The organism is Anabaena sp. AL09 (assembly GCF_001672255.1).
Lineage (GTDB): Bacteria > Cyanobacteriota > Cyanobacteriia > Cyanobacteriales > Nostocaceae > Dolichospermum > Dolichospermum lemmermannii.
This window is the reverse complement of record NZ_LJOQ01000087.1, coordinates 21,611-44,285: the sequence shown is the minus strand read 5'-3', so window position 1 is coordinate 44,285 and position 22,675 is coordinate 21,611. Positions and strand designations below refer to the sequence as shown.

Genomic DNA, 22,675 nt, shown 5'->3' with positions numbered 1-22,675 from the left:
CAAAATTAATAAAGCAGAAGAAAAAATGAATTTGACGATCTGAACTATTTTGGATATAATGGAGATAAGAAACAGAATTATTTAGCTCATCTGCCATGTGTAGAAGGAGTAACGATGCCGCCTAATCAGCGGCATCAGCCATTTTATAGGCTTCATATTCTTTTTGTAGTTTTCGCTGCTGATGTGGTTGCGTCACCAAGTATGCTGTCCACAAAAGCACATATCCGTCGCGTTTAGCCAAAATTACGAGATATTCTTCAATTTCTAGCCACAGACAAATACGCTTCTCGCCTTTCCTCTCATTTTCCCAAACTTTGATAGCAGGATCTTCAGCATTTTCAATTATCGGGCGTAGCCAGCAAATGCGTTCACAACGGCGAAAATCAGGAGTACGTTCCGTTTCTTGTCTACCTTCTGAGGTAACGTGCCAGAAAGTCGCTTCCTTATCTTGAAATAAGGGATGACGTTTAAGGCTAAATCGTATACCTTGAAACGTAGGCTTGCTATCAATAAAATCTTCTTTGAAGATGGTGTAAACTGCCTCTAGGTAAGCTTCCCAATTACCACCATAATCATTAAATAAAACTAGAGGTGGTAGCCATATAGGCTGTTTCATTGTAAAACCTCCGAGGCTTGCCAGCAAAGAAGATTTACCTTATTTTCCAGATAGAGAGTAGTTTTGGTTAGGCTATAACCGGAACGATCTCGCATTCGCTCAACTAAAGCAATTTTAGCTGCATTGCTAGAGAGTCCTCGATTTATATAGGAAATAGTTCCAATTAAAAGGTCTGCAAGTTGCAAGATTTCTACTTCGTGAGAATGCACAGTTTGAAGCCTTTCAATTATTTGGCGTGAAAAATCAAGGAGGTTATTAGAAAGTACATCATGTAATTTGGCAACTTTTTTTGCTCCTTGTGTATCTTTAATGTCCAAGTAAATTCTATAATTTGCTTGTGGACTGAGAATTGTCTTGAGCAAAGTAAAATACATTTTATAATACCAATCATCATGAGTCTGATTGTAAACCTCATGTTGTAGTTGGGATTTATCTGCTACAATAAGACCTCGAAAATGCAAATTTTCATTATCAAAGAAATAATCTATTAATTCGAGATAAAACGCTATTTTAGCGGGTGAAACCTTTATCCATTTAATTTCAAATTCTGGTTTTAGATCATGTTTTTTCTTAATTTCCCGGATATGAACTGAAATTTCTCGCGTTTTTTCTAAAGGACACCAAACGGCACCCAGCACCATTATTTGTTGATGATCATTTTCTAGATGGCAGCTTTCATCACAGTAAACGTTAAAAGTTTGGTTCATGTTTTAATTTTCACATTATTAATGCTCTGTAATTCAATAATATATCAACAGGTGCGTGTATCATTCAACAGAGAACTTTTAAATCTTTTCCGCCCTGATGGTGATTTAATAAATACTCTTGTTACACACCAGATATATCCTAAAAATGCTTTCATCCCGTCAGGTGCCGCATCAACAAAAAAAACTGCTCTTTTACCCTGTCTAGCCTCTTCTAGCAGTGGTTCTAGCTTTTTTTCTTGATACTCATTGGCGGATTTTTCTAAAAATATTTTTCGAGAGTTTCTTTATATTCTAACAATTCACTTTCTGGACGATAAAAATTTATTTCTTTGAGTTTTTCTATTCCCCCTTCTTCATATTCTTTAATGTATTTTCTTACTGTATTTTCACTCAGATTTACTAATGATACTATTTGGCTATTTTTCAATCCTTTACTTTTTAGCCACATTACTTCCATTCTGATTTGTACTCTTGGATGTGGATGATTAAATCTTTCGTAATGAAACATTGCCTTTTCCTCTGCACTATACGTTCTTGCCTTCATTACTTGATTCCCCAGGGGAAACGCATCTAAATTTTATTGACAAAACACCATAAATCATTGTCAATAAGTAGACGTTAATGCGAATTTTTGGGTCATTATTGAGATTAAATAGTCCTTATTGATAAGATGCGTTTCCCCTGCTTGATTCCCCCTCACTTTTTTTCTTTAATATTTTATACCACTTTTTCCTTTTCTATCCTCAATTTATGCCCTTGCGGAGTATATCAAAAGGTGCGTTAAGAAACGCACCCTACAAAACATTAACTATCAGTTTTCATCTTCCAACCTGGCTTCACAACTTGACGACTTCTTGCAATTACCAAAGAATCATCAGGGACATCTTCCGTCACCGTTGAACCTGCGGCTATGTAGACATCATTACCCACAGTAATAGGTGCAACTAAAACACTATTAGAGCCGGTTTTGGTGCGATCGCCTATAATTGTTCTATGCTTCTTCACACCGTCATAATTAGCAGTAATTGTTCCCGCACCTACATTGACCTGAGTTCCTGTTGTCGTATCGCCTAAATATGAGAGATGTGATACATTAGTGCGATCGCCTAATTGGGTATTTTTCAACTCCACAAAATTACCAATTCGACAATTAGCACCCACCTTAGCATGACCACGTAAATGGGCATAGGGTCCAATTCGAGTTTGAGATTGAATAATACTATCTGTAACTACAGAATAGAGAACAGTGACATTTTCCCCTAATTCACTATTTTCAATTAAACTCCCCGGACCAATGCGACTACCAGCTTGAATTATCGTTTTTCCGCGCAAATGAGTTTGCGGTTCAATAATCACATCTGGTTGTAATTCTACAGTTTCATCAATAGTAATACTTGCAGGATCAATTAAGGTAACACCTGCTAACAACCATTTTTCCTTAATCCGTCTTTGCAAAATATCGTTAGCTGTTGCTAATTGCAATCTATCATTAATTCCCAAAATTTCTTGGTAATCTTTCACATCTACAGCCATTACCTTACCAACCTGAGTGACAGCATCAGTTAAGTAATATTCTTTTTGGGCATTATTTGCTTCTAATTGAGGTAAAAACTTTGCTAAATCTGGCCAACGGAAACAGTAAATACCAGCATTCACGCGGTCATTTTCTCTTTGGGTAGGAGTGCAATCTTTGTCCTCAACTATTTTTTGGACAATACATTCACTGTTACGAAAAACCCGTCCGTAACCTTGAGGATTTGACAATTGTGCGGTGAGAATAGTACAAGAATTTTGATTTTCTTGGTGAGTTTGTAAGAGGTTGTTTAAAGTTTCCGTCCGTAATAAAGGGACATCACCATTTAAAATCAATAAATCCCCAGTGTAACCTTCTAAATGGGGAAGCAATTGTTGGATAGCATGACCTGTGCCTAATTGTACAGTCTGTTCCACAAACTCCACACCATGAATTGCATTCATAGCCGTTTTTACTTCTTGGGACTGATAGCCAACAATTACTAATCTGCGTGAAGGTAAAAGGGGTTCAGCACTTTCAATAACGCGTTCGACTAAAGATCTACCACCTAAAGAATGTAAAACTTTAGGTAAATTTGATTTCATTCTTGTACCTTTTCCTGCCGCGAGAATTGCTACAACAACCATAGTTATATATCAGTAAATTTGCGATAAATGCTGTTTTGATTTGCTCCCTTCCAGGTCAAATCATATCAGTTAATCATCGCTAACTGTTGACTGTTCAGGCAAAATCTCCTGCGGTGTTGACGATCTTAACCACCTTTTGCGCCATTGTGAACTTGATTCCAAAGTAGAGACTTGAATTTCCTCTTGTCGTCGCTTGAGTATCATTGCAGCGGTATCGCTTAAATTAGGATCTCGATAAGGAATAGCAGCACGAGTTCGTAAATGTTCTGCTTCAGCTTGGGAAAGAGGCGGTAAAGAGGATATAGTTGATTCCTCACCATGTTTGGGATGTCCAGCAATAGTCCCTGGAGTCCGTCTTCCTATCGGTGGAGTAGAACTGACAACCAAACCCGCAGCTAACAATGCAGTCCTTACAGCCGCAGCACAGGAATAAGTTGCCAGCAACCCATTTGGGTGTAAACACTTTGATACTTTTTGGATAAATTCCACTGTCCATAATTGTGGACATTGCGGAGGTGAAAAGGGATCAAGAAAAATTGCATCTGCTTGAAAGCCCGATTCATGTACTTGGAGAATTAAGTTTCTAGCATCACCAATTAGTAAAGTAGCTTGCAAATAATCTATGTGGATTTGATGTGCAAACGCTATTTGAGTTAAAATTTTTATATATTTTTCGTCCCAACCATTGAATAACTGATGGTTAATTGCCGCCTGGGGGACAATGGGATTTAGTTCTAAGCCAATCACTTCCACACGGCAACGAGGATTTACTTGCCAAATTGTCTGTAAAGCTGCCGCTGTATTGTATCCTAGACCATAACAAACATCTAGCAGCCGCACAAATCCCGTTTCGGCTAATATTGGTAATCGAGTCGGAACAGCAAACTTCAAGAAACTCTCTTGTTTTGCTCCATAGTGACTATGAAAGGCTTCATTAAACTCTGTGGAAAAAAAGGTAAAAGAACCATCTTGCGTTTGTTGGGGTGTAAACATTTTAGGAGTTTAGGAGTTCAGGAGTTCAGGAGTTCAGGAGTTCAGGAGTCAGGAGTTCAGGAGTCAGGAGTTCAGGAGGAAGAAGAAAGAAGAAAGAAGAATAGTTTTCACCAATTACCAATTACCAATTACCAGTTACCCATGAATAATCAATTTATTGTTTCTCCAGAATGGCTGTTGGAAAATCTCAATAATTCTCAAGTTGTGATTGTTGATTGTCGGTTTTCTTTAGCTGATGCCGAATTAGGAAAAAAACAGTATCAAGCTAATCATATCCCAGGCTCTTATTATTTAGACTTAAATCAAGATTTATCTACTCCTGTACAAGAACATGGGGGCAGGCATCCTTTACCAAATACCACAGAGTTAGCCGAAAAATTATCAGCAATTGGGGTAAATTCTCAAAAAACTTTAGTAGTAGCTTATGATGATTCTCGCTTGGCTTTTGCATCTCGTTTATGGTGGTTATTGCGGTATTTAGGACATGAACAAGTAGCTGTTTTAGATGGTGGCTTTGACCGTTGGCAAAAAGCAGGTTATACTGTTACAGATATAATTCCTACTGCTGCAAGAGGAATATTTATTCCCCAAATCCAAAAGGATAAAGTTGTAGATTTTACTTATGTAAAAAATCACAAAGATAGTCCAGATGTAGTTTTAGTAGACTCCAGAGAAGGAGAGCGCTATCGTGGAGAAAAAGAACCAATTGATAAAATTGCTGGACATATTCCCGGTGCTGTTAATTATCCTTGGCAAGAAATAACTGATACTTTTGGTTGCCTACTTCCTCCGGCAGAACAATCTCAACACTGGCAAAATATAGATACAACTAAAGAAATTTTAGTTTATTGTGGTTCTGGTGTGACGGCTTGTGTAAATTTACTTTCTTTAGCTATAGCTGGAATTCCCACCGCTAAACTTTACGCTGGTAGTTGGAGTGATTGGATTAGTTATTAGTCAGTTGTCAGTTGTCAGTTGTCAGTTGTCAGTTGTTAGTAGGGGCGAAGCATTTGGAAGATAAATTATCGGTCATTGCAAAAAATAGTTCTCCAAATGCTTCGCCCGTACAGTTGTCAGTTGTTAGTTGTCAGTAGGGGCGAAGCATTTGGAAGATAAATTATCGGTCATTGCAAAAAATAGTTCTCCAAATGCTTCGCCCGTACAGTTGTTAGTTGTTAGTTGTTAGTTACGTTAGATTAAATCTAGGCAACTTGACTATATATAGTTGAATAGCCTATTTCTAGTTAAAAAAGTAGAAATTTATGACTTTTGATTACGACCTGTTTGTGATTGGTGCTGGTTCTGGGGGTTTGGCTGCTTCTAAACGGGCGGCTAGTTATGGTGCAAAAGTGGCGATCGCCGAATATGATTTAGTTGGTGGTACTTGCGTAATTCGCGGTTGTGTCCCCAAAAAACTCATGGTTTATGGTTCTCACTTTCCCGCTCAATTCCAAGAAGCCGCAGGTTATGGTTGGACAGTGGGAGACGTAAAATTTGACTGGGAACATTTTATTACATCCATAGATAACGAAGTTAACAGACTTTCCAAACTTCACATCAGCTTTTTAGAAAAAGCCGGAGTAGAACTAATTTCCGGTCGTGCTAGTTTTGTAGACCCCCACACAGTCGAAGTGAATGGTAAACAATATACAGCCGCGAAAATTTTAATTGCTGTCGGTGGTCGTCCCATTAAACCAGAGATTCCAGGTATAGAACACGGTATTACCTCCAATGAAATCTTTCACCTGAAAACCCAACCCAAACATATCGCTATCATTGGTTCTGGTTATATTGGTAGTGAATTCGCTTGTATCATGGGCGGTTTAGGTTCAGAAGTCACGCAAATTATCCGCAAAGAGCAAATTTTGAACGGTTTTGACCAAGATATCCGCACCAGTATCCAAGAAGGAATGACGAATCATGGTATTCGTATTATCCAAAATACTGAAGTGACAGCAATAGAAAAAGTAGACGCAGGACTGAAATTAACCTTATCTGGAGAAAACCAAGAACCAATCATTGCTGATGTATTTTTAGTAGCCACCGGTCGCAGTCCCAACATAGAGGGGTTAGGCTTAGAAAATGCCCAACTTGACTGTGTTCCCAGTTCTGAAGAAGAACCAGGATACAGCACCTCAAATGCAATTTCCGTCAATGAATATAGTCAAACTTGCCAACCCCATATTTATGCTGTTGGTGATGTCACAGACCGCTTAAATTTAACACCCGTGGCTATTGGAGAAGGACGTGCTTTTGCTGATAGTGAATTTGGCAACAATCGTCGCGAATTTAGTCACAAAACCGTAGCTACTGCCGTATTTACTACCCCAGAAGCGGCTACAGTGGGTTTGACAGAAGCCCAAGCTAGGTCAAAATTCGGTGATGATAATATCAAAATTTATCGAACTAGCTTCCGCCCCATGTACTACACTTTACCGGGTAAGCAAGAAAAAACCATGATGAAGTTGATAGTAGATACTAACACTGATAAGATTTTGGGCGCTCACATGGTGGGAGATAGCGCCGCAGAAATTATTCAAGGTGTCGCTATTGCGGTGAAAATGGGGGCAACTAAAGCTGATTTTGATGCCACTGTAGGTATTCATCCCTCAGCAGCAGAGGAATTTGTCACCATGCGATAATTGTATTTGGTAGGGGTTTAGCAGTGCTAAACCCCTAAAATTGTGATAGGTTTAGTTTGCATATATTTCATCAAAGTGAATGATCAAGTTTATAGACTTATTTAGTGGTACAGGTGGATTTAGATTAGCAATTGAAAGGATTTGTCATAATTATAAAATTCCATGCCAATGTGTTTTTTCTAGTGACATTGATATAAATGCCCAAAAAATATATTTAGAAAATTTTGGAGAAACACCCATAGGAGATATTACAAAAATTAATGCAAATGATATTCCTGACCATGATATATTATTAGGTGGTTTTCCTTGTCAACCTTTTAGCATTTGTGGAGAACTGAAAGGATTTGAAGATACTAGAGGAACATTATTTTTTGATATTGCCAGAATTATTAAAAATAAACAACCTTCAGCTTTTATATTAGAAAATGTCAAACAACTAAAAGGACATCAACAAGGGCAAACATTACAAATAATTATTAATACATTAAAAGATTTAGGATATTATACAGATTATCAAATTCTTAATGCTCTTAATTTTGGTTTACCGCAAAAACGAGAAAGGATTTTGATAGTCGGATTAAAAAATCAAACTCATCATCATAATTTTAATTGGCCATTAATCAAAATGCCTATGCAGCCTTTATCAGAAATATTAGAAAAATCTGTTTCTGACTTTTATTACGCTTCGGACAAAATTAGACAAAATCGTTTAGAAAAAGTCAAGCTTAATCAAAAATATGATCAACCAACAATATGGCATGAAAATAAATCTGGTAATATCAGTGTATATCCTTATTCCTGTGCATTGAGAGCAGGAGCATCTTATAATTATTTATTAGTCAATGGAGAAAGAAGATTAACAGAAAGAGAAATGTTAAGATTGCAAGGTTTTCCAGAATCTTATAAAATAGTAGGAAGTTATCAAACCATGCGAAAATTAACTGGTAATGCCATCGCTATTCCTTGTGTTGCTACTGTGATTGATTCTGTAATTAATGCAATATTAGTAAATCTGAATGTTAAAAAATTTTCTCGTTCCCATACTCTGTATGGGAATGAATTATATTTCTCATTTTCTCGTTCCCATACTCTGTATGGGAATGAATTATAAAAGGCTCTGCCTTCATTCTCCATAACAGTAGAGGCAGAGCCTCTGTGATAGTATTCCCAGTCAGAGACTGGGAACAAGATATATAATCACAAATCACCAATCACCAATCACCAATCACAAATGCTTAAATTTATCCGTTCCGATTTATCCCAACTTAACGCTTATAAAGCTCATCCTGGTAGTGATAATGCCGAACCAGTCGCTATTCAATTTGACCGATTAGATACTAATGAAAGTCCCTTAGATTTACCACCAGAAATCAAAGAAAAATTAGCTTGGACTTATCAACAACTTATTGAAACTAATCGTTATCCTGATGGTGGCCATGAAACTTTAAAAAATGCCATTTCCCAATATGTCAACGAATCGGCAAATCTGGCAAATTCAACTTTCACCGCTGATAATATTTCCGTTGGTAATGGTTCAGATGAATTAATTAGATCCCTATTAATTGCCACCTGTTTAGGAGGAGAAGGTGCTATATTAGTTGCCAATCCTACCTTTTCCATGTATGGAATTTTGGCGCAGACTTTGGGCATTCCTGTGGTTACAGTCGGGAGAAATCAAAGCAATTTTGAAACTGATTTAGAAGCAGCTAAATCTGCCATTGCCCAAACACAAAATCCCCCTATTCGCGTCGTTTTTGTCGTTCACCCCAATTCCCCCACAGCTAACTGTTTAACAACAGCAGAACTAGAATGGTTAAAAAGTTTACCAGAAGAAATTTTAGTAGTTATTGATGAAGCTTACTTTGAATTTAGTCAAACTACCTTAGCCGCGGAATTATTACAACATCCTAATTGGATAATATTACGGACTTTTTCCAAAGCCTTTCGTCTGGCTGCCATGCGTGTAGGTTATTGTATCGCACATCCAGATGCGATCGCTATTTTAGAAAAAGTCCGTCTTCCTTACAATCTTCCCAGCTTTTCCATCGCTGCTGCCCTCATAGCTTTAGAAAATCGGCAACTTTTACTAGAGTCAATTCCTCAAACCCTGAGTGAAAGAACCAAAATGATCACAGCTTTATCAACACACCCGAATCTAGAAATTACACCCAGCACCACCAACTTTATTTACTTGCGTGTTAAAACTGATGATGCTCACTCACTAGTTACAATTTTAACAAATCTCAACCAAAAACTCAGAAGTCAGGGGACTCTGATTAGACTTCTACCCAATGGCTTACGAATCACTATCGGCACACCAGCAGAAAACACGCGCACAATAGAGCGAATACAAATTGCTTTACATGAATAGGGGATAATTATTCTCCATTAATTATCAAGATCAATACCTATGCGGCGAACTATTATTGCAGTTTGTGTCAACACACCAACCAAAATAGCAAAAGCTTCATCTGGAATATTAACAACTATTTCTGCGGGGAAAAAAATTCAAACTGATCAATACAAAAACTGACTCAGTGACTCCTGCTATATTCGTTTATGTAGTAATATCTGACGTGAGCGATTGAGAAAAAGTGCATTCCAAGGGGATTCAACTTTATATACCCGATATGCCAACTTAAAATAAAGCTGACGGGCTTGATGATTGTTTTCCAAAACATGGAGATACAAGTCTTGAAATCCCCATTCTTGGGAGATTTGCTCACAGCGAATCAGTAAACTAGCACCTACACCCAATCTGCGGTAACTGGGGTGAACAGCTAAATTAGATAGATAAGGGAAACCTGGATTTATACTAGTCCAAGCATCAGTAATCCTGACACCCATTTCTATAGTTCCCATAATTTTCTGATCTTCAGTGGCAGCATCAACAGCAACCAAACAAATATGATGGTTTGTGGGAGACTGAAGACGATGCCTGAGATCTTCATAAATACCCACACGAAACAAAGCGAAAGTCCAACCCCATAAACCCTGCTGAGAGTGAAAGCTTTGCGCCACAATTTGAGCAATATTCATGAGATCATCAGGTGTAGCTACACGAATTTGGAGTTGTCCAACAGGTAGAGTAGCGGTTTCTGATCTGGCTTGGGGTTGGGTAGGGTTAAAAAACCAGGATTTCAAAGCTAGTTGGGGATTAATTTGATTAATAGCAGGGGACAGAAAGATTGAAAGTGTTTTGGGGACTCACTTTTTTGATGACTGTCCGTTCTCACCTACCTGGCAACAGCTATAACAGGATATTTTCCTAGTACCTTTGCCAATTATAACTAAATGGTATCTTAAAGAAAACAATTAGTTAATCAATATGTAGTTAGAGTAACTTATCATCAAGGTGGTAAAACCGATCTAACCGAAATATCTGAGCGGATTCGAGCTAAAAAATTTCCCTACTTGGGAACTAAAGAAGCTGATGGGATAGGTACTGAGTAATGGATAATAGAATCATAACCTAGAATAATACTCAATCCTGTAATTTTCATCACATTGCTACCCCCCTTAGTCCCCCCTTGTAAAGGGGGGAAACAATAAAAATCCAGTTCCCTCCCCTTTACAAGGGGAGGATTAGGGTGGGGTAAAAAATATTTGATACATCAACCATAACTTTTCAAACACCCTCTAAAAGGACAACGCCTTATTATTAGTTGTGATTGCTAATTGCTAAATTTAGAAAGAGATGTTTGTTTAATAGTATACTTTGGCCATAAGTCAACCTGATGTATTATTCATAACGCTACCATCTTTACTAAAAATTTTGGCAACTCTTTCTTTAGTTAGATCCAAATTTTAAATTAACATGATACCAACCGTTACAAATAATCATTTAAATGATAGTTCAATTACATCTAAAAACTTCAAACGACATACTGATCCTCCTTGGTTATGGACTTTTGTTTGTATTGGTTCTGTGTCTCTTCATTTATTAGTATTTTGGTTAATGCGTTCATCAAATGAGTTTCAAGCGTGGTTTCCCCAGTCTAACCAAAGTTCGATTCCCATTGACTTAATCGAAATTGCTTCTGAACCAAAATCTCAAATCAAAACCCAATCAACAACTCCAAAGATTAAACCAAAATCTTCTTTTCCAACTTCACAAAAATCAGCATCTGTTAAACTCAGTAATCAAGATGATGCTGATTCTAGTGTTAATTTACCAGAACAAGATAAATCTGAAAAACCTAAAGTTAGAAAACTCGAAGTTGAAAAAACTGAAGTTGAAAAAACTGAAGTTGAAAACTGAAGTTGAAAAAACTGAAGTTGAAAAAACTGAAGTTGAAAAAACTGAAGTTGAAAAAACTGAAGTTGAAAAAACTGAAGTTGAAAAACTACCAGTTAGACAACAATCATATCCAACAAACCCAACACCAGAACCAACATCAATAATTCCCGAAAGTGAACGTCCTTGGAATAGTCGTCAAGAAGTTAAACTAGGAGAGGGAACTCTCCTTCCCAAAGATATTCCTGCTGATTCCCCAACTCCCACAACAGAACCTTCCCTAACGGCTAATAGAGGGGGTGCTATAGCTACCGTCAGTCCTATACTGAAGGAAGAAGTTAGTGAATTAATACAACAAAAACAACTGATAGCCGATGCTTTACCAGATGTTCTGGCTGAATATAAAGGAAGTACAGAAAAGGAATTAGAGGCTAGTATACTTCCCAGCGACGAGGATTTGAAACCAGCAAATATACTGGCTAGTTTAATAATTGATAAAAATGGACAATTTCAACAAGCGATAGTGATAACGATTGAACCAGCCGCACTCCGCAGCCAAGCAAATATTTATGAACAAGCACTTAATCAGATGTTTGCACAAGAGAGTTTTCTTGCTGCTTATAATCAAGATGGATCAAAACCGGATTTGAGCAATTTATATATTCGTCTCAAAATTAAACCCATAAATTCTCCATAGCTACTTGCAATTTGATAAAAGCTATGTTATCTTAGTTAAGTCAGAAGCACGCGGGTGTAGTTTAGTGGTAAAACTCCAGCCTTCCAAGCTGATCATGCGGGTTCGATTCCCGCCACCCGCTTTTGAATGAAAGCTTTTAAAACTTATACTCAATACTGATTAAGCGCTACTACATTTTATGTTTAGTGATCGCCGATATTGTAAAGAATCATCGTTTAAAATATAGAAAACTTCTAGGGAAATTGGTATGAAAGCAGAGTTAATAGCCATCATTGAAATGGCAACGGAAGGAGGTTACTGGGCTATTTGTCCAGAAATTCCTGGCGCTAATGGTCAAGGTGAAACCATTGAGGAAGCAAAAGAAAACTTGAAAAGTGCTATTCAAATGATTCTTGAAGATCGTCTGGCAGATATCCGCAGGGGACTAACAGAGGAAGCAATCGAAGAGATCATTTCAATTCCATGAAACGTAAAGAATTAGAAAAAAAGTTACGGCAAGCAGGTTGCTACCTTAAACGAGAAGGTGCTTCTCATTCTTTGTGGATTAACCCTGAAACTGGAGTCATTGAGGCTGTCCCACGACATATAGAGATTAAGGAATTGTTAGCCAAGAAAATTCTCAAAAGTTTAAATGCTGAATAGGTCTATAGGTTGACACTCTCAGGTCTAAAGACACTCTCGCTTTAAGCTTACCGGGTAATCCTGTAAGGTGCGTTACATTTCATTAATACACAATCTATAAGATTAATTTAGTAGATTAGCTTTGCGTCTTTGCTCCTTAGCGTCTCTGCGCGAAAAAAGGGCAGGTATAAAACCCACCCCAGTTGTAATTATAAATTAATTACCAATTATCGGCGCAGTCAAAGAAACATTTTCCACCGCTTTATTTGCTAATAACGTGGGGACAGAATCACGCAATCTTGCTGTTAATTGTACAGTTGTAGCGTCATACATTTGCGTTAGCAATTTGGGATAAAAACCAATACCAATAATAGGTATCAACAAACAAGCAATAATAAAGACTTCGCGGGGTTCAGCATCTATTAAATTTTGATGAGAAACCAACTCTTCATTCTCCTGTCCGTAGAAAATCTCGCGCAACATTGAGAGTAGATAAATTGGCGTTAAAATCACACCAACAGCCATCAAGAAAATGACAATAACTTTGAATGTTGGGTTATAAGCATCGCTAGTGGCAAAGCCGACAAATACCATTAATTCGGCCACAAAACCGCTCATTCCTGGTAATGCTAAAGAAGCCATGGAACAAGTTGTGAACATAGCGAAAATCTTCTGCATCTTCTTCCCAACACCACCCATTTCATCTAACATTAAGGTGTGTGTGCGATCATAAGTTGCACCGACTAAAAAGAACAAACTTGCCCCAATTAATCCGTGAGAAACCATTTGTAAAACTGCCCCACTTAAACCCAAATCAGTAAAAGAGGCAATCCCAATGAGAACAAAGCCCATGTGGGAAATTGAAGAGTAGGCAATTTTCCGTTTTAAGTTCCTCTGGGCAAAGGACGTTAGGGCAGCGTAGATGATATTTACTACCCCCAAAACTACTAATGCGGGTGCAAAATAAGCGTGGGCATCGGGTAGCATTTGGGCATTCATGCGAATTAAGGCATAACCACCCATTTTTAACAAAATACCTGCTAGTAACATATGCACGGGCGCTGTAGCTTCACCGTGGGCATCTGGTAGCCAGGTATGGAGGGGAATAATCGGCAACTTGACAGCGTAGGCAATCAGGAAGCCAGCGTAGAGTAAAAGTTGTAAATTCAGGGCGTAGTCTTTCAATGCGAGCGATCGCATATCAAAAGTCACAGTATCGCCATAAAATCCCATTGTCAAGGAAGACAGTAAAATAAACAGCGAACCACCAGCAGTGTATAAAATAAATTTAGTTGCTGCATATTGACGCTTTTTACCGCCCCAAATTGATAGCAGGAAGTATATTGGCACAAGTTCCAGTTCCCACACCAGGAAAAATAACAGCATATCCTGGACAGCGAAAACCGCAATTTGACCACCATACATTGCCAAAATGAGGAAATAAAATAATTTTGGTTTCAGCGTTACTGGCCAAGCTGCTAAAATCGCCAAAGTGGTAATAAACCCGGTCAAGAGAACCAAAGGCATGGACAAGCCATCAACCCCTAATGACCAATTTAAACCCAACTGTGGAACCCAGGGATAACTTTCCACCAGTTGCAAATCGGGATTAGCGAAATCGTAGCTAGTATAAAAAGCGCAGACAATTAGGACAAAATCTATCAGCCCCACAGTGAGAGAATACCAGCGCACCGTTTTTCCGTCTTTATCTGGGATGATAGGAAGCAGCAGTGACGCGGCTATGGGAAATAAAATAATCGTCGTCAGCCACGGGAAATTAGCTATATTCAACATAATCAATCTGTAATTAAAATCATGTTTGGCAAAAATTCATTATCTAGTGACTTCTGAATCAAGTTAAATAAACGATTACAGCTACAAGATTAACGTAAATGCTCAAACCAAGTTCAAAATAAGTTAATTTTATTTATATATTTAAGTCTTTAATATCAGGAATCAGGAATTAGGTATTGGTTTTCCTCCCATCATCCCCAATCTACAGAATTATTTTATGATAGTTCTTCCTTATCAATTTCATGATAACAAATTTAAAACCGAATGTCAACCCCCACATTCTCTATTTTTTGTCTAAAGTACAGATGTGTTCTCCTGATAAGTTACATTTTGTCAAAAAAATTAGCTGCGTTTCCCCTGAGATGTCCAGGATTTAAGGATTTATAGGATGGTTATTGATGAATTGTCTGTGAGTTGTCAGGATTTTTTTGTCTGAATCAGGATTTCTAGGATTTTCAGGATTGTTATTGATGAATTGTCTGTGAGTTGTCAGGATTTTTTTGTCTGAATCAGGATTTCTAGGATTTGAGGATTTTCAGGATCGTTATTGATGAATTGTCTGTGAGTTGCAAATATTTAATGTTCATGAGAACCTTTGAGTAAGCTGTAACCTCCTTCCCAGCGTCATTGAAGAGGGTTAATTCATTTGTTGGTACTTTCCAAATTAAATTTCGTAATACCAAATATCCTCTTGTCTCACAATAATTCGATGCAGAGGAAGTCTATCAATCAGTCCCTCCTGTTCCAATTGTCCCAGCAACCGAGTGATAGTCACACGAGTAGAACTGATCAGTGCTGCTAAATCTTCATGAGTTAGACGCATATCAATTAAACGTCCTTGTTCTACTTCTGAACCAAATTTTTTTGATAACCATCCTAATAGTTGAATCAGCATAGTCTCTACTTTTTTATGGCTGCGAATCACCATTAATTCTTCCGCTTGTTGAATGTGATAAAGCAAAGTTTGTGTGAGTTGATGCCAATCATCCACAGGTAAAACAGTTGCTTCTACTTTGGTTAAACACTCCATCCGATAAGGCTTCATTTTCGATAGAACTTCACCAACCACATCTCCTGGACCCCATAATCCCAAGGCTACTGTCGTACCGTCTTCTAGATAAGTGTATGTTATAACAAAGCCGCTTGCTATTTGCCACACAGCATTTTTTTTAACGGGCAATAGCGTTCTTCTGGTGAAATGCTTTTGAGGACTATCATTAGATAATTGAGTTAAACCTGTGTATAGTGACATCAGCGTATATATTGCTAATTTCCGATGTAGTAACCGTAGTATACATTATTCTTGATCTAAAAAGTATTGTGTTCAGGCAATTTCCCCAAAATATTCAGCGATTTTGAGAATCTTGCATACAATCACCCTAAATCCGATAGAGTTATGGTATTTTACTTATGGTGTGGCTATATCACATCTGACACCTAAAAGTAACATTATTTCGGTTAAAAGCCGATAAATCTATCAATGTACAGTAGTATTTTGAATACAGATTTGAATAGTCAAAACTACGCCCTTCTGGATCTTTCTGCAAAAGTGGAATACGCACTCCTAGCACTGTTAGAACTAGCCAGCCATCACGATAAAAAAGTTCCTTTGACTATGAGCGAGATTGCCGCCAAGCAACCCATACCAGAACGCTATCTCGAACAGATTCTCACTCAAGTGCGGCGTGCGGGTTTAGTCCAGAGTCAACGTGGCTCGAAAGGCGGTTTTGTGTTAATACGTGAGCCTTGGCAAATTACTTTGCTAGAAATTGTCACCTTGGTGGTAGGTGAACGGAAAGAGAAAGAAAACTCTGAGACTCCGACGATAGAAAAAACTTTGGTTCTGGAAATCTGGGAAAAAGCTAATGCGGCTGCAATTGAGGTTTTGCGTAGCTATACACTCCAAGATTTGTGTCAGGAAAGAGAGATTCGCGCCCAAAATAATCCCATGTATTACATTTAGTTATCAAGAGGTCTAGTAGTCTGTCAAAGACATTTTGACGGGTAATAATAGGAAAAAACTTCTATTTTTTCCTCCCCTGCTCCCCTGCTTGTCTTCACCCGTCATTTCCGGTATTGCTAAAATTTCCGGTATTTCTAAAATTTCCGGTATTTTGTTGGGTTGCGCTGTCGCTTAACCCAACCTACATTTCTTTAACACCAAGCGTATTAGATTAAATTTAGTGTTCCAAATATTGCTATCTTGATAAATAGTATATTTTTGAATTTTACCATGAATAAGCTTGCTACTGCTTTTACAGAAGGTATAATTGCCTTTGCTGCCACTAATATTGACGACATCATGATTCTGCTGCTATTTTTTTCGCAAATAGATAGAAATTTTCGCCGTAGACATATTTTTATTGGTCAATATCTTGGATTTACAGCTATTATTATTCTCAGCTTACCAGGGTTTTTTGGTGGCTTAGTCATCCAGCGAGAATGGATTGGATTATTAGGAATATTACCAATTGCTATTGGGATTAAACAATTGGTAAATCGTGAAGATGAAGGTGGAGAAGTTCAGACAGTGAATACTGAACAGAATAGCCCTCAATCTTCTTTATTGTCAAGCATTCTACATCCAAATACTTATAAAGTTGCGGCTGTGACAGTTGCTAATGGCGGTGATAATATTAGTATTTACATACCTTTATTTGCAGGTCAAAATATTCTTGGGTTAGGAATAATTTTAGTGGTATTTTTTGTCATGGTAGGGGTTTGGTGCGGTATCGCTGATTTATTAAACCGTCAAGCTAACATTAGTTATATTTTAAGTCGCTATGGTCAGGCTATTGTTCCTTTTGTGTTAATTGGTTTGGGACTATTTATTATGTATGAACGAGGGACATTTAACCTATTGTTTGGGCAGGTAAATTAAAAATCTGAAGGAGGTATAGATAATCATGCCTGTGAAACTAATTTCCAACTTACCATCATTAAAATGCTATAGATAATAAATCTTAGTGGACGTTGAGGGGTAATCTCACAAAGTTTAGCACCAATAAGAACTCCGGGAACAGAACCTATCCAAATAGGGATTACTAAACTCCAATCAACAGTTCCTAAAGTTAGATGTCCCAGGGACGTAAATATTAGTAAAATGGCGGCTTGAGTAATATCTGTACCCACCAATTTTTGGGCATCTAATCGAAAAAATGCTATGATAGCTAAGGCAAACATAGAGCCTGATGAAACACTTGTCATTCCCACAGAAAAGCCTAAAATTGCGCCAATGAGTAAAGTTAGAAAACGTCCTTGATTGGTTTTTAAATTTAATTTTGGCAATTCGGGTAAGTTGATTTTGGGAAAAAATGTCATCAACAACATTTGGATTAATGCTGTAAATGTAACTATCAGAATCATTACTCCTAGTAACCGCAGCAAGAGGTTATCTAGGTTGTGTTCTCCAGTTTGTCTAAGTTGATGTAAAACTCCTACACCCAACAGCGAACCAGAAACACTACCCATTGACAACCATTTAACTATTTCTAAATCAAGGGTTTTTTGTTGCCAGTGTTTAACTCCACCGACCACTTTCATTAATGTGGCCGCAACCACATCAGAACTAATAGCAATAGAAGGTGGTACTTGAAACACAAAAATCAACATAGGAGTGATCAAAGATGCACCACCTATTCCTGTTAAGCCCACAATGATACCAATAAAAAAGCTGAAACCCGGTAGTAATAAGTAGTCCATACTAGTGTTAGTGTAAGTTATTTGAGAAAGAAGATAAGCTTGGATAGACCTAATTTTATGAATACAAAAAATTGCCGTCTAAGTTTGTTCAGAATGACTATTTATAAATCTTGCTAAATAGACTTTTATTACCTCTGAAGAGTAATTGTTTATACTTAGTGTTTAAAGCTAACCCTGATTTTGGCAATTTTTCACAAAACTACGGCATCTCTATCAATTTACTGTATTATAAACTCATAAATAATAAAATGTCTAGTACCAGTATCTATAAAGTTCTTTTAGTGAATATCTTCTGATTTTTACCACTCCGCAGCCAATTATTTCTCTTGTCTGGGGCTTAATCATTTGATTCCATAGGTAGGGGTAAAGCAAAAGCTCATAAGGATATCCGGTAAGTGGGAAACGAGCGTGGCTTGGCTCCCTGAGAGGAAAGCGACACGGGCGGTTTTAACCACTTTGAATCTTTTTTCATCACAGAACGGGACGGACTACCTATTCGGGAACGATTTTGCGCCATTTGAGGCTTGTCATTGAACGATTTACCCCGAATTATAAAGAGAATGCCGAAAACCCTTGAAGGCGTGTCCGACTCAGGAGGACACACCTGTGCAACAGCTGCGGGATGAAGGCTAGTTACAGGATTTATCCTGCACTGACATTTTGTATATAGATTAAACAAAAGGGGAATTCAAATTGAGTATATTAGCATTTTCTTTACTGGTTTGGTTGGGATCATTTAGTGCCGGCTTAGTCGGAGCATTAACTGGGTTAGGTGGTGGAGTCGTCATAGTTCCGTTATTAACTTCCGTCTTTGGTGTTGATATTCGCTATGCGGTTGGGGCATCATTAGTATCAGTGATTGCGACATCATTAGGTTCAGCTTCTACATATATTAAAAAAGGCTACGCTAATCTGCGCTTGGGGATGTTTCTGGAGGTAGCCACCACCATTGGCGCTTTGATTGGCGCTCTCATTGCCACTCATGTAACCGTAAAAATACTTTCATTGATTTTGGCAATTGTGCTAATTTATTCAGCATACTTATCTCAACGCCCCAGACCAGAACAAACAGAAATTTCTGCACCAGACCCCTTAGCAGAATATCTCCAGCTTAATGGTACTTACCCTACTAGTGACGGTGTAATTCCTTATCAAGTTCATGCCTTGCCTGCTGGTTTTAGTATTATGCTGGTAGCAGGAGTGCTTTCTGGTTTATTAGGAATTGGTTCGGGAGCATTCAAGGTATTGGCCATGGACCAAGCCATGCGTCTCCCTTTTAAAGTTTCTACGACCACCAGCAATTTTATGATTGGTGTCACAGCCGCAGCCTCAGCAGGTGTTTATTTAACCCAGGGATACATAGATCCAGGTTTATCTATGCCCGTTATGTTGGGAGTGTTACCAGGTGCTTTTTTAGGAGCGAGAATTTTAATTGGTGCTAAAACCCAAATTTTAAGAATTATCTTCAGTTTTGTATTGGTAGTAATGGCGTTAAAAATGGTCTATAACAGTCTAATAGGAGGGCTGTAATTATGTATAAATTAAATTCTGGTTTTCGCTGGACTTGCACAACACAGGTAGAAAGAAAAGTTGGAACTTTCACTTTTGAATTAGAGGAGCAAGATTCTGATATTCAACAGTTAGAAGAACAGCGTCTTAAAAATCATGATGATGAAAATTTAAGTAATCAAAAACTTACAAAATCAGCAAATGAAAAACAATTAGAATATCTACTCAGTAACCTGCTAATGTATGGAGTTTTAATCGCTAGTTCTATAGTATTATTTGGGGGTATACTATATTTAATTCATCATGGCTCTGAGCCGGCGGAATATCAAATATTTATAGGCACACCATCTGAGTTTCATTCCCCCATAGGTGTAGTAAATGCTGTTTTCGCAGGTAGCCGCCGGGGAATCATTCAATTAGGGCTGTTAATACTCATTGCTATCCCCATTTTGCGCGTAATCATTTCTTTATGCACTTTTCTTTTACAGCGAAATTTTATCTATGTCGTCATTACATTATTAGTGCTTACTAGTCTAACTTATAGCCTGGTTGGCGCATATTACTAATATTTTCCACAACTCGTGACTATTTCTCAATGTTGGACATTTTCTCGGTTTCTAAGTTAAACTACACTAAGACGATAGAATTAGTGTAGTTTTATGACCAACATCATTGACTATAGGAATAATTAAATGAATTCCTTCTCCTAATATTTGTTCTTGGATTTGACCAAATTTCATTAATACACCACGTTCACTAGCATTAACTCACACAAGGTGTGAGCAAAATGGTAAGCAAACATAGTAAAGCAGTCAATTTACCAGCATTATTTAGCGGATTATATTTTTTCATCCCTAATTTCCATAACTAAGAGAATTTTGATTAGTGAGCTAGAATTTTATGCAGTTAGATAGAACTTACCAGAATCTCTGGCTAATTGGCAATGACAACAGGTTGTTTCCACAAATAGACGGTGTAGAAAATATTGAATTTGATCAAAAAAAACAGTATTGGTTTTGGAGAAACAAATGGACAAAAAAAGGCTAGGTATTACCCTAGCCAAAAATCCACATCAACCGCAAACTGTTATTGCTATTTTCAACCAACTAGTTACCGCTAATTAAACAATTACCATCGGTTTAAAACCATTTTATAATCCCACCAACGAAGATATTTATCAATTAGCAAATTAGAGTATTGATTCATAAATACCTTTAGTTACTATATGCTAATTCCTTGACATCAGGTTGGGATTTATTAACAGCTTGGATAAATTCGGTTAAAACTTCTTTGAGACGTTGATCAATTTCTTCATCCAATTGCAAACTACCATCAGCTTGAATTTGAATTTGCTTATCTACTGCGTAAACTGTACTTAAAATATGCCTTGCACCTAATTCACCTAAAACTGGTTTCAAAGCATATTCTATTGATAATAAATGAGCGATTGTACCACCAGTAGCTAATGGTAATAAAACCTTACCATTCAAAGCTTTTTGAGGTAATAAATCTAAAAAAGATTTGAGTAACCCAGTATATGCAGCTTTATAAATTGGGGTGGCAATAATTACACCACTTGCTTGTTCTAATAATGCTTTTGGTTTTTCTAAAGCTGGACTGTTATAACGTCCATAAACTAAATCTTCAGCAGGTAAATCTCGCACAGAAATAATATTTGTTTCTAAGCCTTGTTCAGAAAGAATTTGAGTTGCATATTCCAAAATTCCATAGGTTCTAGAAGGATGAGAAGGACTACCAGCGATCGCTAAAATATAAGCCATCTGACAAAAACCTCTTGATTTAATTAATTTTTAACTAATCTACAGTTGCTACTGTTGTTTCTCTAAGTTGTTCTTGAAGCTGTTGAGGAAATTCCCGGTTAGCAACAATTTCACCAAAAGGACTTAATAATTGTGGTTCTATTGTTGGTAAATTATCCAAAGGTAAACGAGGAAAAAGCAATTCTGCTACCCGATAAGCTTCCTCTAAATGGGGATAACCAGAGAAAATAAAAGTATCAATTCCTACGTCTGCATATTCCTGCATTCTTCTAGCAACAGTATCGGGATCACCTACTAATGCAGTTCCCGCACCACCCCGAACCAAACCAATTCCTGCCCACAAATTAGGGCTAATTTCTAATGCTTCCCGACTACCATTATGTAATTCCTTCATCCGCTGTTATCCAACTGAATCCATGCGAGAATAGGCTTGTTGAGCTTTATGAATAGCTGCATCATCTACATAACGAATTAAATCATTAGCAGCATCCCAAGCTTGACTTTCAGTTTCTCTGACAATGACATGAAGACGAATACCAAAGCTTAACTTTCTCCCTTGTGCTTGAGCTAAACGTCTCACAGCAGCAATTTTTTCTGCTACTTGTTGAGGTGGTTCACCCCAAGTTAAATAAACATCAACGTGCTTGGCAGCAATTACTTGAGCAATCGGAGAAGAACCACCAAACCACAAAGGTGGATGAGGTTTTTGGATATTAGGAAATAGGATTTTTCCTTCTTTAATATTGAGATAGTCACCTTCAAAATTAGAAATTTCACCGCCAGCAATTTCTCGCCAAACTGTTAAAAATTCATCAGTTAATTGATAGCGCTCATCATGACTAAGATGCAAACCATCACCAGCTAATTCAACAGGATCACCACCAGTCACGACATTAATTAATAATCTTCCGCCAGAAATTCTATCAAAAGTTGCTGCCATTCTCGCCGCTACTCCTGGTGACATCAACCCCGGACGGATTGCTACTAAAAACCGCATTTTTTTAGTGTATGTTACCAAAGTTGAAGCCAAAATCCAGGCATCCTCACAGGAACGACCAGTGGGTAATAAAGCCCCTGTAAACCCTAATTGATCAACCGCTTGGGCAATTTGTCGCCAATAATCAAAATTCACTGAACGACCACCTATAGCAGTCCCTAGATAGCGTCCATCACCATGTGTGGGAATAAACCAAAGAACTTGCATGATATTTAAGTG

At 37.7% G+C, this 22,675-nt stretch carries 22 protein-coding genes, 1 tRNA gene and 3 pseudogenes; 14 read left to right on the top strand and 12 right to left on the bottom strand.

Features of this window, described 5'->3' with window-relative positions:
• Nucleotides 1–121: 121 nt before the first annotated feature.
• The 5 genes and pseudogenes from AN490_RS18040 to AN490_RS18020 form a co-directional block, all read right to left on the bottom strand.
• Nucleotides 122–616, bottom strand: a complete 495-nt coding sequence (locus AN490_RS18040; protein WP_300006248.1) for a hypothetical protein — start codon at nt 614–616, stop codon at nt 122–124.
• Nucleotides 613–1,323, bottom strand: a complete 711-nt coding sequence (locus AN490_RS18035; RefSeq protein ID WP_300006246.1) for a DUF3800 domain-containing protein — start codon at nt 1,321–1,323, stop codon at nt 613–615. The genes AN490_RS18040 and AN490_RS18035 overlap by 4 nt, the downstream gene beginning before the upstream one ends.
• 80 nt (nt 1,324–1,403) lie before the next feature.
• Nucleotides 1,404–1,867 (bottom strand): annotated as a pseudogene (locus AN490_RS18030) (helix-turn-helix domain-containing protein); the annotation flags it as partial.
• 260 nt (nt 1,868–2,127) lie between these two features.
• Complete coding sequence (gene glmU / locus AN490_RS18025) at nt 2,128–3,483, bottom strand: bifunctional UDP-N-acetylglucosamine diphosphorylase/glucosamine-1-phosphate N-acetyltransferase GlmU (protein WP_300006244.1); 1,356 nt, start codon at nt 3,481–3,483, stop codon at nt 2,128–2,130.
• A gap of 69 nt (nt 3,484–3,552) precedes the next feature.
• A complete protein-coding gene (locus tag AN490_RS18020) occupies nt 3,553–4,476 on the bottom strand; it encodes an MnmC family methyltransferase (protein WP_300006242.1) in 924 nt (307 codons plus the stop codon).
• Between the two features lie 141 nt (nt 4,477–4,617).
• On the opposite strand from AN490_RS18020, the gene AN490_RS18015 reads away from it, so the two are divergent.
• The 5 genes from AN490_RS18015 (at nt 4,618) to AN490_RS17995 (ending at nt 9,489) form a co-directional block, all read left to right on the top strand.
• A complete protein-coding gene (locus tag AN490_RS18015) occupies nt 4,618–5,433 on the top strand; it encodes a sulfurtransferase (RefSeq protein WP_300006285.1) in 816 nt (271 codons plus the stop codon).
• Between the two features lie 11 nt (nt 5,434–5,444).
• The gene (locus AN490_RS18010; protein WP_300006240.1) at nt 5,445–5,570 is read left to right on the top strand and encodes a hypothetical protein; all 126 of its coding nucleotides are present in this window, start codon (nt 5,445–5,447) and stop codon (nt 5,568–5,570) included.
• Nucleotides 5,571–5,738: 168 nt separating this feature from the next.
• Nucleotides 5,739–7,118, top strand: coding sequence for a glutathione-disulfide reductase (gor, locus tag AN490_RS18005; RefSeq protein ID WP_300006238.1), 1,380 nt, complete (start codon nt 5,739–5,741; stop codon nt 7,116–7,118).
• 79 nt (nt 7,119–7,197) lie between these two features.
• Nucleotides 7,198–8,229, top strand: coding sequence for a DNA (cytosine-5-)-methyltransferase (gene dcm, locus AN490_RS18000; RefSeq protein WP_300006236.1), 1,032 nt, complete (start codon nt 7,198–7,200; stop codon nt 8,227–8,229).
• Between the two features lie 120 nt (nt 8,230–8,349).
• Nucleotides 8,350–9,489 carry a histidinol-phosphate transaminase gene (locus tag AN490_RS17995; RefSeq protein WP_300006234.1) on the top strand — a complete coding sequence of 380 codons (1,140 nt, stop codon included), beginning with the start codon at nt 8,350–8,352 and terminating at the stop codon, nt 9,487–9,489.
• Nucleotides 9,490–9,665: 176 nt separating this feature from the next.
• Here AN490_RS17995 and AN490_RS17990 read toward each other — a convergent pair whose 3' ends face one another.
• Nucleotides 9,666–10,262, bottom strand: a complete 597-nt coding sequence (locus AN490_RS17990) for a GNAT family N-acetyltransferase (RefSeq protein WP_300006232.1) — start codon at nt 10,260–10,262, stop codon at nt 9,666–9,668.
• A gap of 673 nt (nt 10,263–10,935) precedes the next feature.
• Between AN490_RS17990 and AN490_RS17985 the strand changes: the two genes are divergently transcribed.
• The 5 genes from AN490_RS17985 to AN490_RS17965 all read left to right on the top strand — a co-directional run bounded on the left by AN490_RS17985 (nt 10,936) and on the right by AN490_RS17965 (nt 12,694).
• Entirely contained in the window at nt 10,936–11,379 is a 444-nt protein-coding gene (locus AN490_RS17985) for a hypothetical protein (protein ID WP_300006230.1), read from the top strand.
• On the top strand, nt 11,369–12,052 hold the full coding sequence (locus AN490_RS17980; protein WP_300006228.1) for a hypothetical protein: 684 nt from the start codon (nt 11,369–11,371) through the stop codon (nt 12,050–12,052). The genes AN490_RS17985 and AN490_RS17980 overlap by 11 nt, the downstream gene beginning before the upstream one ends.
• Before the next feature lie 50 nt (nt 12,053–12,102).
• Nucleotides 12,103–12,173: transfer RNA gene (locus AN490_RS17975), tRNA-Gly, on the top strand.
• A gap of 126 nt (nt 12,174–12,299) precedes the next feature.
• Nucleotides 12,300–12,518, top strand: a complete 219-nt coding sequence (locus AN490_RS17970) for a type II toxin-antitoxin system HicB family antitoxin (RefSeq protein WP_213718108.1) — start codon at nt 12,300–12,302, stop codon at nt 12,516–12,518.
• The gene (locus AN490_RS17965) at nt 12,515–12,694 is read left to right on the top strand and encodes a type II toxin-antitoxin system HicA family toxin (RefSeq protein ID WP_213718107.1); all 180 of its coding nucleotides are present in this window, start codon (nt 12,515–12,517) and stop codon (nt 12,692–12,694) included. Before AN490_RS17970 ends, AN490_RS17965 begins: the two co-directional genes overlap by 4 nt.
• Before the next feature lie 195 nt (nt 12,695–12,889).
• Here AN490_RS17965 and ndhD1 read toward each other — a convergent pair whose 3' ends face one another.
• Together ndhD1 and AN490_RS17955 are read right to left on the bottom strand one after the other, a co-directional pair.
• Nucleotides 12,890–14,458 carry a photosynthetic/respiratory NAD(P)H-quinone oxidoreductase subunit D1 gene (ndhD1, locus tag AN490_RS17960; protein WP_300006283.1) on the bottom strand — a complete coding sequence of 523 codons (1,569 nt, stop codon included), beginning with the start codon at nt 14,456–14,458 and terminating at the stop codon, nt 12,890–12,892.
• A gap of 673 nt (nt 14,459–15,131) precedes the next feature.
• Nucleotides 15,132–15,719, bottom strand: a complete 588-nt coding sequence (locus AN490_RS17955) for a Crp/Fnr family transcriptional regulator (protein WP_300006224.1) — start codon at nt 15,717–15,719, stop codon at nt 15,132–15,134.
• Between the two features lie 228 nt (nt 15,720–15,947).
• On the opposite strand from AN490_RS17955, the gene AN490_RS17950 reads away from it, so the two are divergent.
• The gene (locus AN490_RS17950) at nt 15,948–16,430 is read left to right on the top strand and encodes an Rrf2 family transcriptional regulator (protein WP_168694654.1); all 483 of its coding nucleotides are present in this window, start codon (nt 15,948–15,950) and stop codon (nt 16,428–16,430) included.
• A 270-nt stretch (nt 16,431–16,700) separates the two neighbouring features.
• Complete coding sequence (locus tag AN490_RS17945) at nt 16,701–17,348, top strand: cadmium resistance transporter (protein WP_300006221.1); 648 nt, start codon at nt 16,701–16,703, stop codon at nt 17,346–17,348.
• Between the two features lie 23 nt (nt 17,349–17,371).
• Here AN490_RS17945 and AN490_RS17940 read toward each other — a convergent pair whose 3' ends face one another.
• The gene (locus tag AN490_RS17940) at nt 17,372–18,169 is read right to left on the bottom strand and encodes a sulfite exporter TauE/SafE family protein (protein WP_300006219.1); all 798 of its coding nucleotides are present in this window, start codon (nt 18,167–18,169) and stop codon (nt 17,372–17,374) included.
• A gap of 693 nt (nt 18,170–18,862) precedes the next feature.
• On the opposite strand from AN490_RS17940, the gene AN490_RS17935 reads away from it, so the two are divergent.
• Together AN490_RS17935 and AN490_RS17930 are read left to right on the top strand one after the other, a co-directional pair.
• Entirely contained in the window at nt 18,863–19,699 is an 837-nt protein-coding gene (locus AN490_RS17935; RefSeq protein ID WP_148765997.1) for a sulfite exporter TauE/SafE family protein, read from the top strand.
• A 2-nt stretch (nt 19,700–19,701) separates the two neighbouring features.
• Nucleotides 19,702–20,244, top strand: a complete 543-nt coding sequence (locus tag AN490_RS17930; RefSeq protein WP_300006216.1) for a DUF1634 domain-containing protein — start codon at nt 19,702–19,704, stop codon at nt 20,242–20,244.
• A 105-nt stretch (nt 20,245–20,349) separates the two neighbouring features.
• Here the strand turns inward: AN490_RS17930 and AN490_RS17925 are convergent.
• The 3 genes and pseudogenes from AN490_RS17925 to ssuD all read right to left on the bottom strand — a co-directional run.
• Nucleotides 20,350–20,530: pseudogene (locus AN490_RS17925) on the bottom strand (prohibitin family protein); the annotation flags it as partial.
• A gap of 362 nt (nt 20,531–20,892) precedes the next feature.
• Complete coding sequence (ssuE, locus tag AN490_RS17920; protein ID WP_148762180.1) at nt 20,893–21,459, bottom strand: NADPH-dependent FMN reductase; 567 nt, start codon at nt 21,457–21,459, stop codon at nt 20,893–20,895.
• A 34-nt stretch (nt 21,460–21,493) separates the two neighbouring features.
• Nucleotides 21,494–22,663: pseudogene (ssuD, locus tag AN490_RS17915) on the bottom strand (FMNH2-dependent alkanesulfonate monooxygenase).
• Between the last annotated feature and the right edge of the window lie 12 nt (nt 22,664–22,675).

Excerpts from the sequence above, each read along its gene's own strand:
- AN490_RS18040 (WP_300006248.1), bottom strand. The coding sequence starts at position 616 with ATGAAACAGCCTATATGGCTACCACCTCTAGTTTTATTTAATGATTAT.
- AN490_RS18035 (WP_300006246.1), bottom strand. The coding sequence starts at position 1,323 with ATGAACCAAACTTTTAACGTTTACTGTGATGAAAGCTGCCATCTAGAA.
- glmU (WP_300006244.1), bottom strand. The coding sequence starts at position 3,483 with ATGGTTGTTGTAGCAATTCTCGCGGCAGGAAAAGGTACAAGAATGAAA.
- AN490_RS18020 (WP_300006242.1), bottom strand. The coding sequence starts at position 4,476 with ATGTTTACACCCCAACAAACGCAAGATGGTTCTTTTACCTTTTTTTCC.
- AN490_RS18015 (WP_300006285.1), top strand. The coding sequence starts at position 4,618 with ATGAATAATCAATTTATTGTTTCTCCAGAATGGCTGTTGGAAAATCTC.
- gor (WP_300006238.1), top strand. The coding sequence starts at position 5,739 with ATGACTTTTGATTACGACCTGTTTGTGATTGGTGCTGGTTCTGGGGGT.
- dcm (WP_300006236.1), top strand. The coding sequence starts at position 7,198 with ATGATCAAGTTTATAGACTTATTTAGTGGTACAGGTGGATTTAGATTA.
- AN490_RS17995 (WP_300006234.1), top strand. The coding sequence starts at position 8,350 with ATGCTTAAATTTATCCGTTCCGATTTATCCCAACTTAACGCTTATAAA.
- AN490_RS17985 (WP_300006230.1), top strand. The coding sequence starts at position 10,936 with ATGATACCAACCGTTACAAATAATCATTTAAATGATAGTTCAATTACA.
- AN490_RS17970 (WP_213718108.1), top strand. The coding sequence starts at position 12,300 with ATGAAAGCAGAGTTAATAGCCATCATTGAAATGGCAACGGAAGGAGGT.
- AN490_RS17965 (WP_213718107.1), top strand. The coding sequence starts at position 12,515 with ATGAAACGTAAAGAATTAGAAAAAAAGTTACGGCAAGCAGGTTGCTAC.
- AN490_RS17955 (WP_300006224.1), bottom strand. The coding sequence starts at position 15,719 with ATGTCACTATACACAGGTTTAACTCAATTATCTAATGATAGTCCTCAA.
- AN490_RS17950 (WP_168694654.1), top strand. The coding sequence starts at position 15,948 with ATGTACAGTAGTATTTTGAATACAGATTTGAATAGTCAAAACTACGCC.
- AN490_RS17945 (WP_300006221.1), top strand. The coding sequence starts at position 16,701 with ATGAATAAGCTTGCTACTGCTTTTACAGAAGGTATAATTGCCTTTGCT.
- AN490_RS17940 (WP_300006219.1), bottom strand. The coding sequence starts at position 18,169 with ATGGACTACTTATTACTACCGGGTTTCAGCTTTTTTATTGGTATCATT.
- AN490_RS17930 (WP_300006216.1), top strand. The coding sequence starts at position 19,702 with ATGTATAAATTAAATTCTGGTTTTCGCTGGACTTGCACAACACAGGTA.
- ssuE (WP_148762180.1), bottom strand. The coding sequence starts at position 21,459 with ATGGCTTATATTTTAGCGATCGCTGGTAGTCCTTCTCATCCTTCTAGA.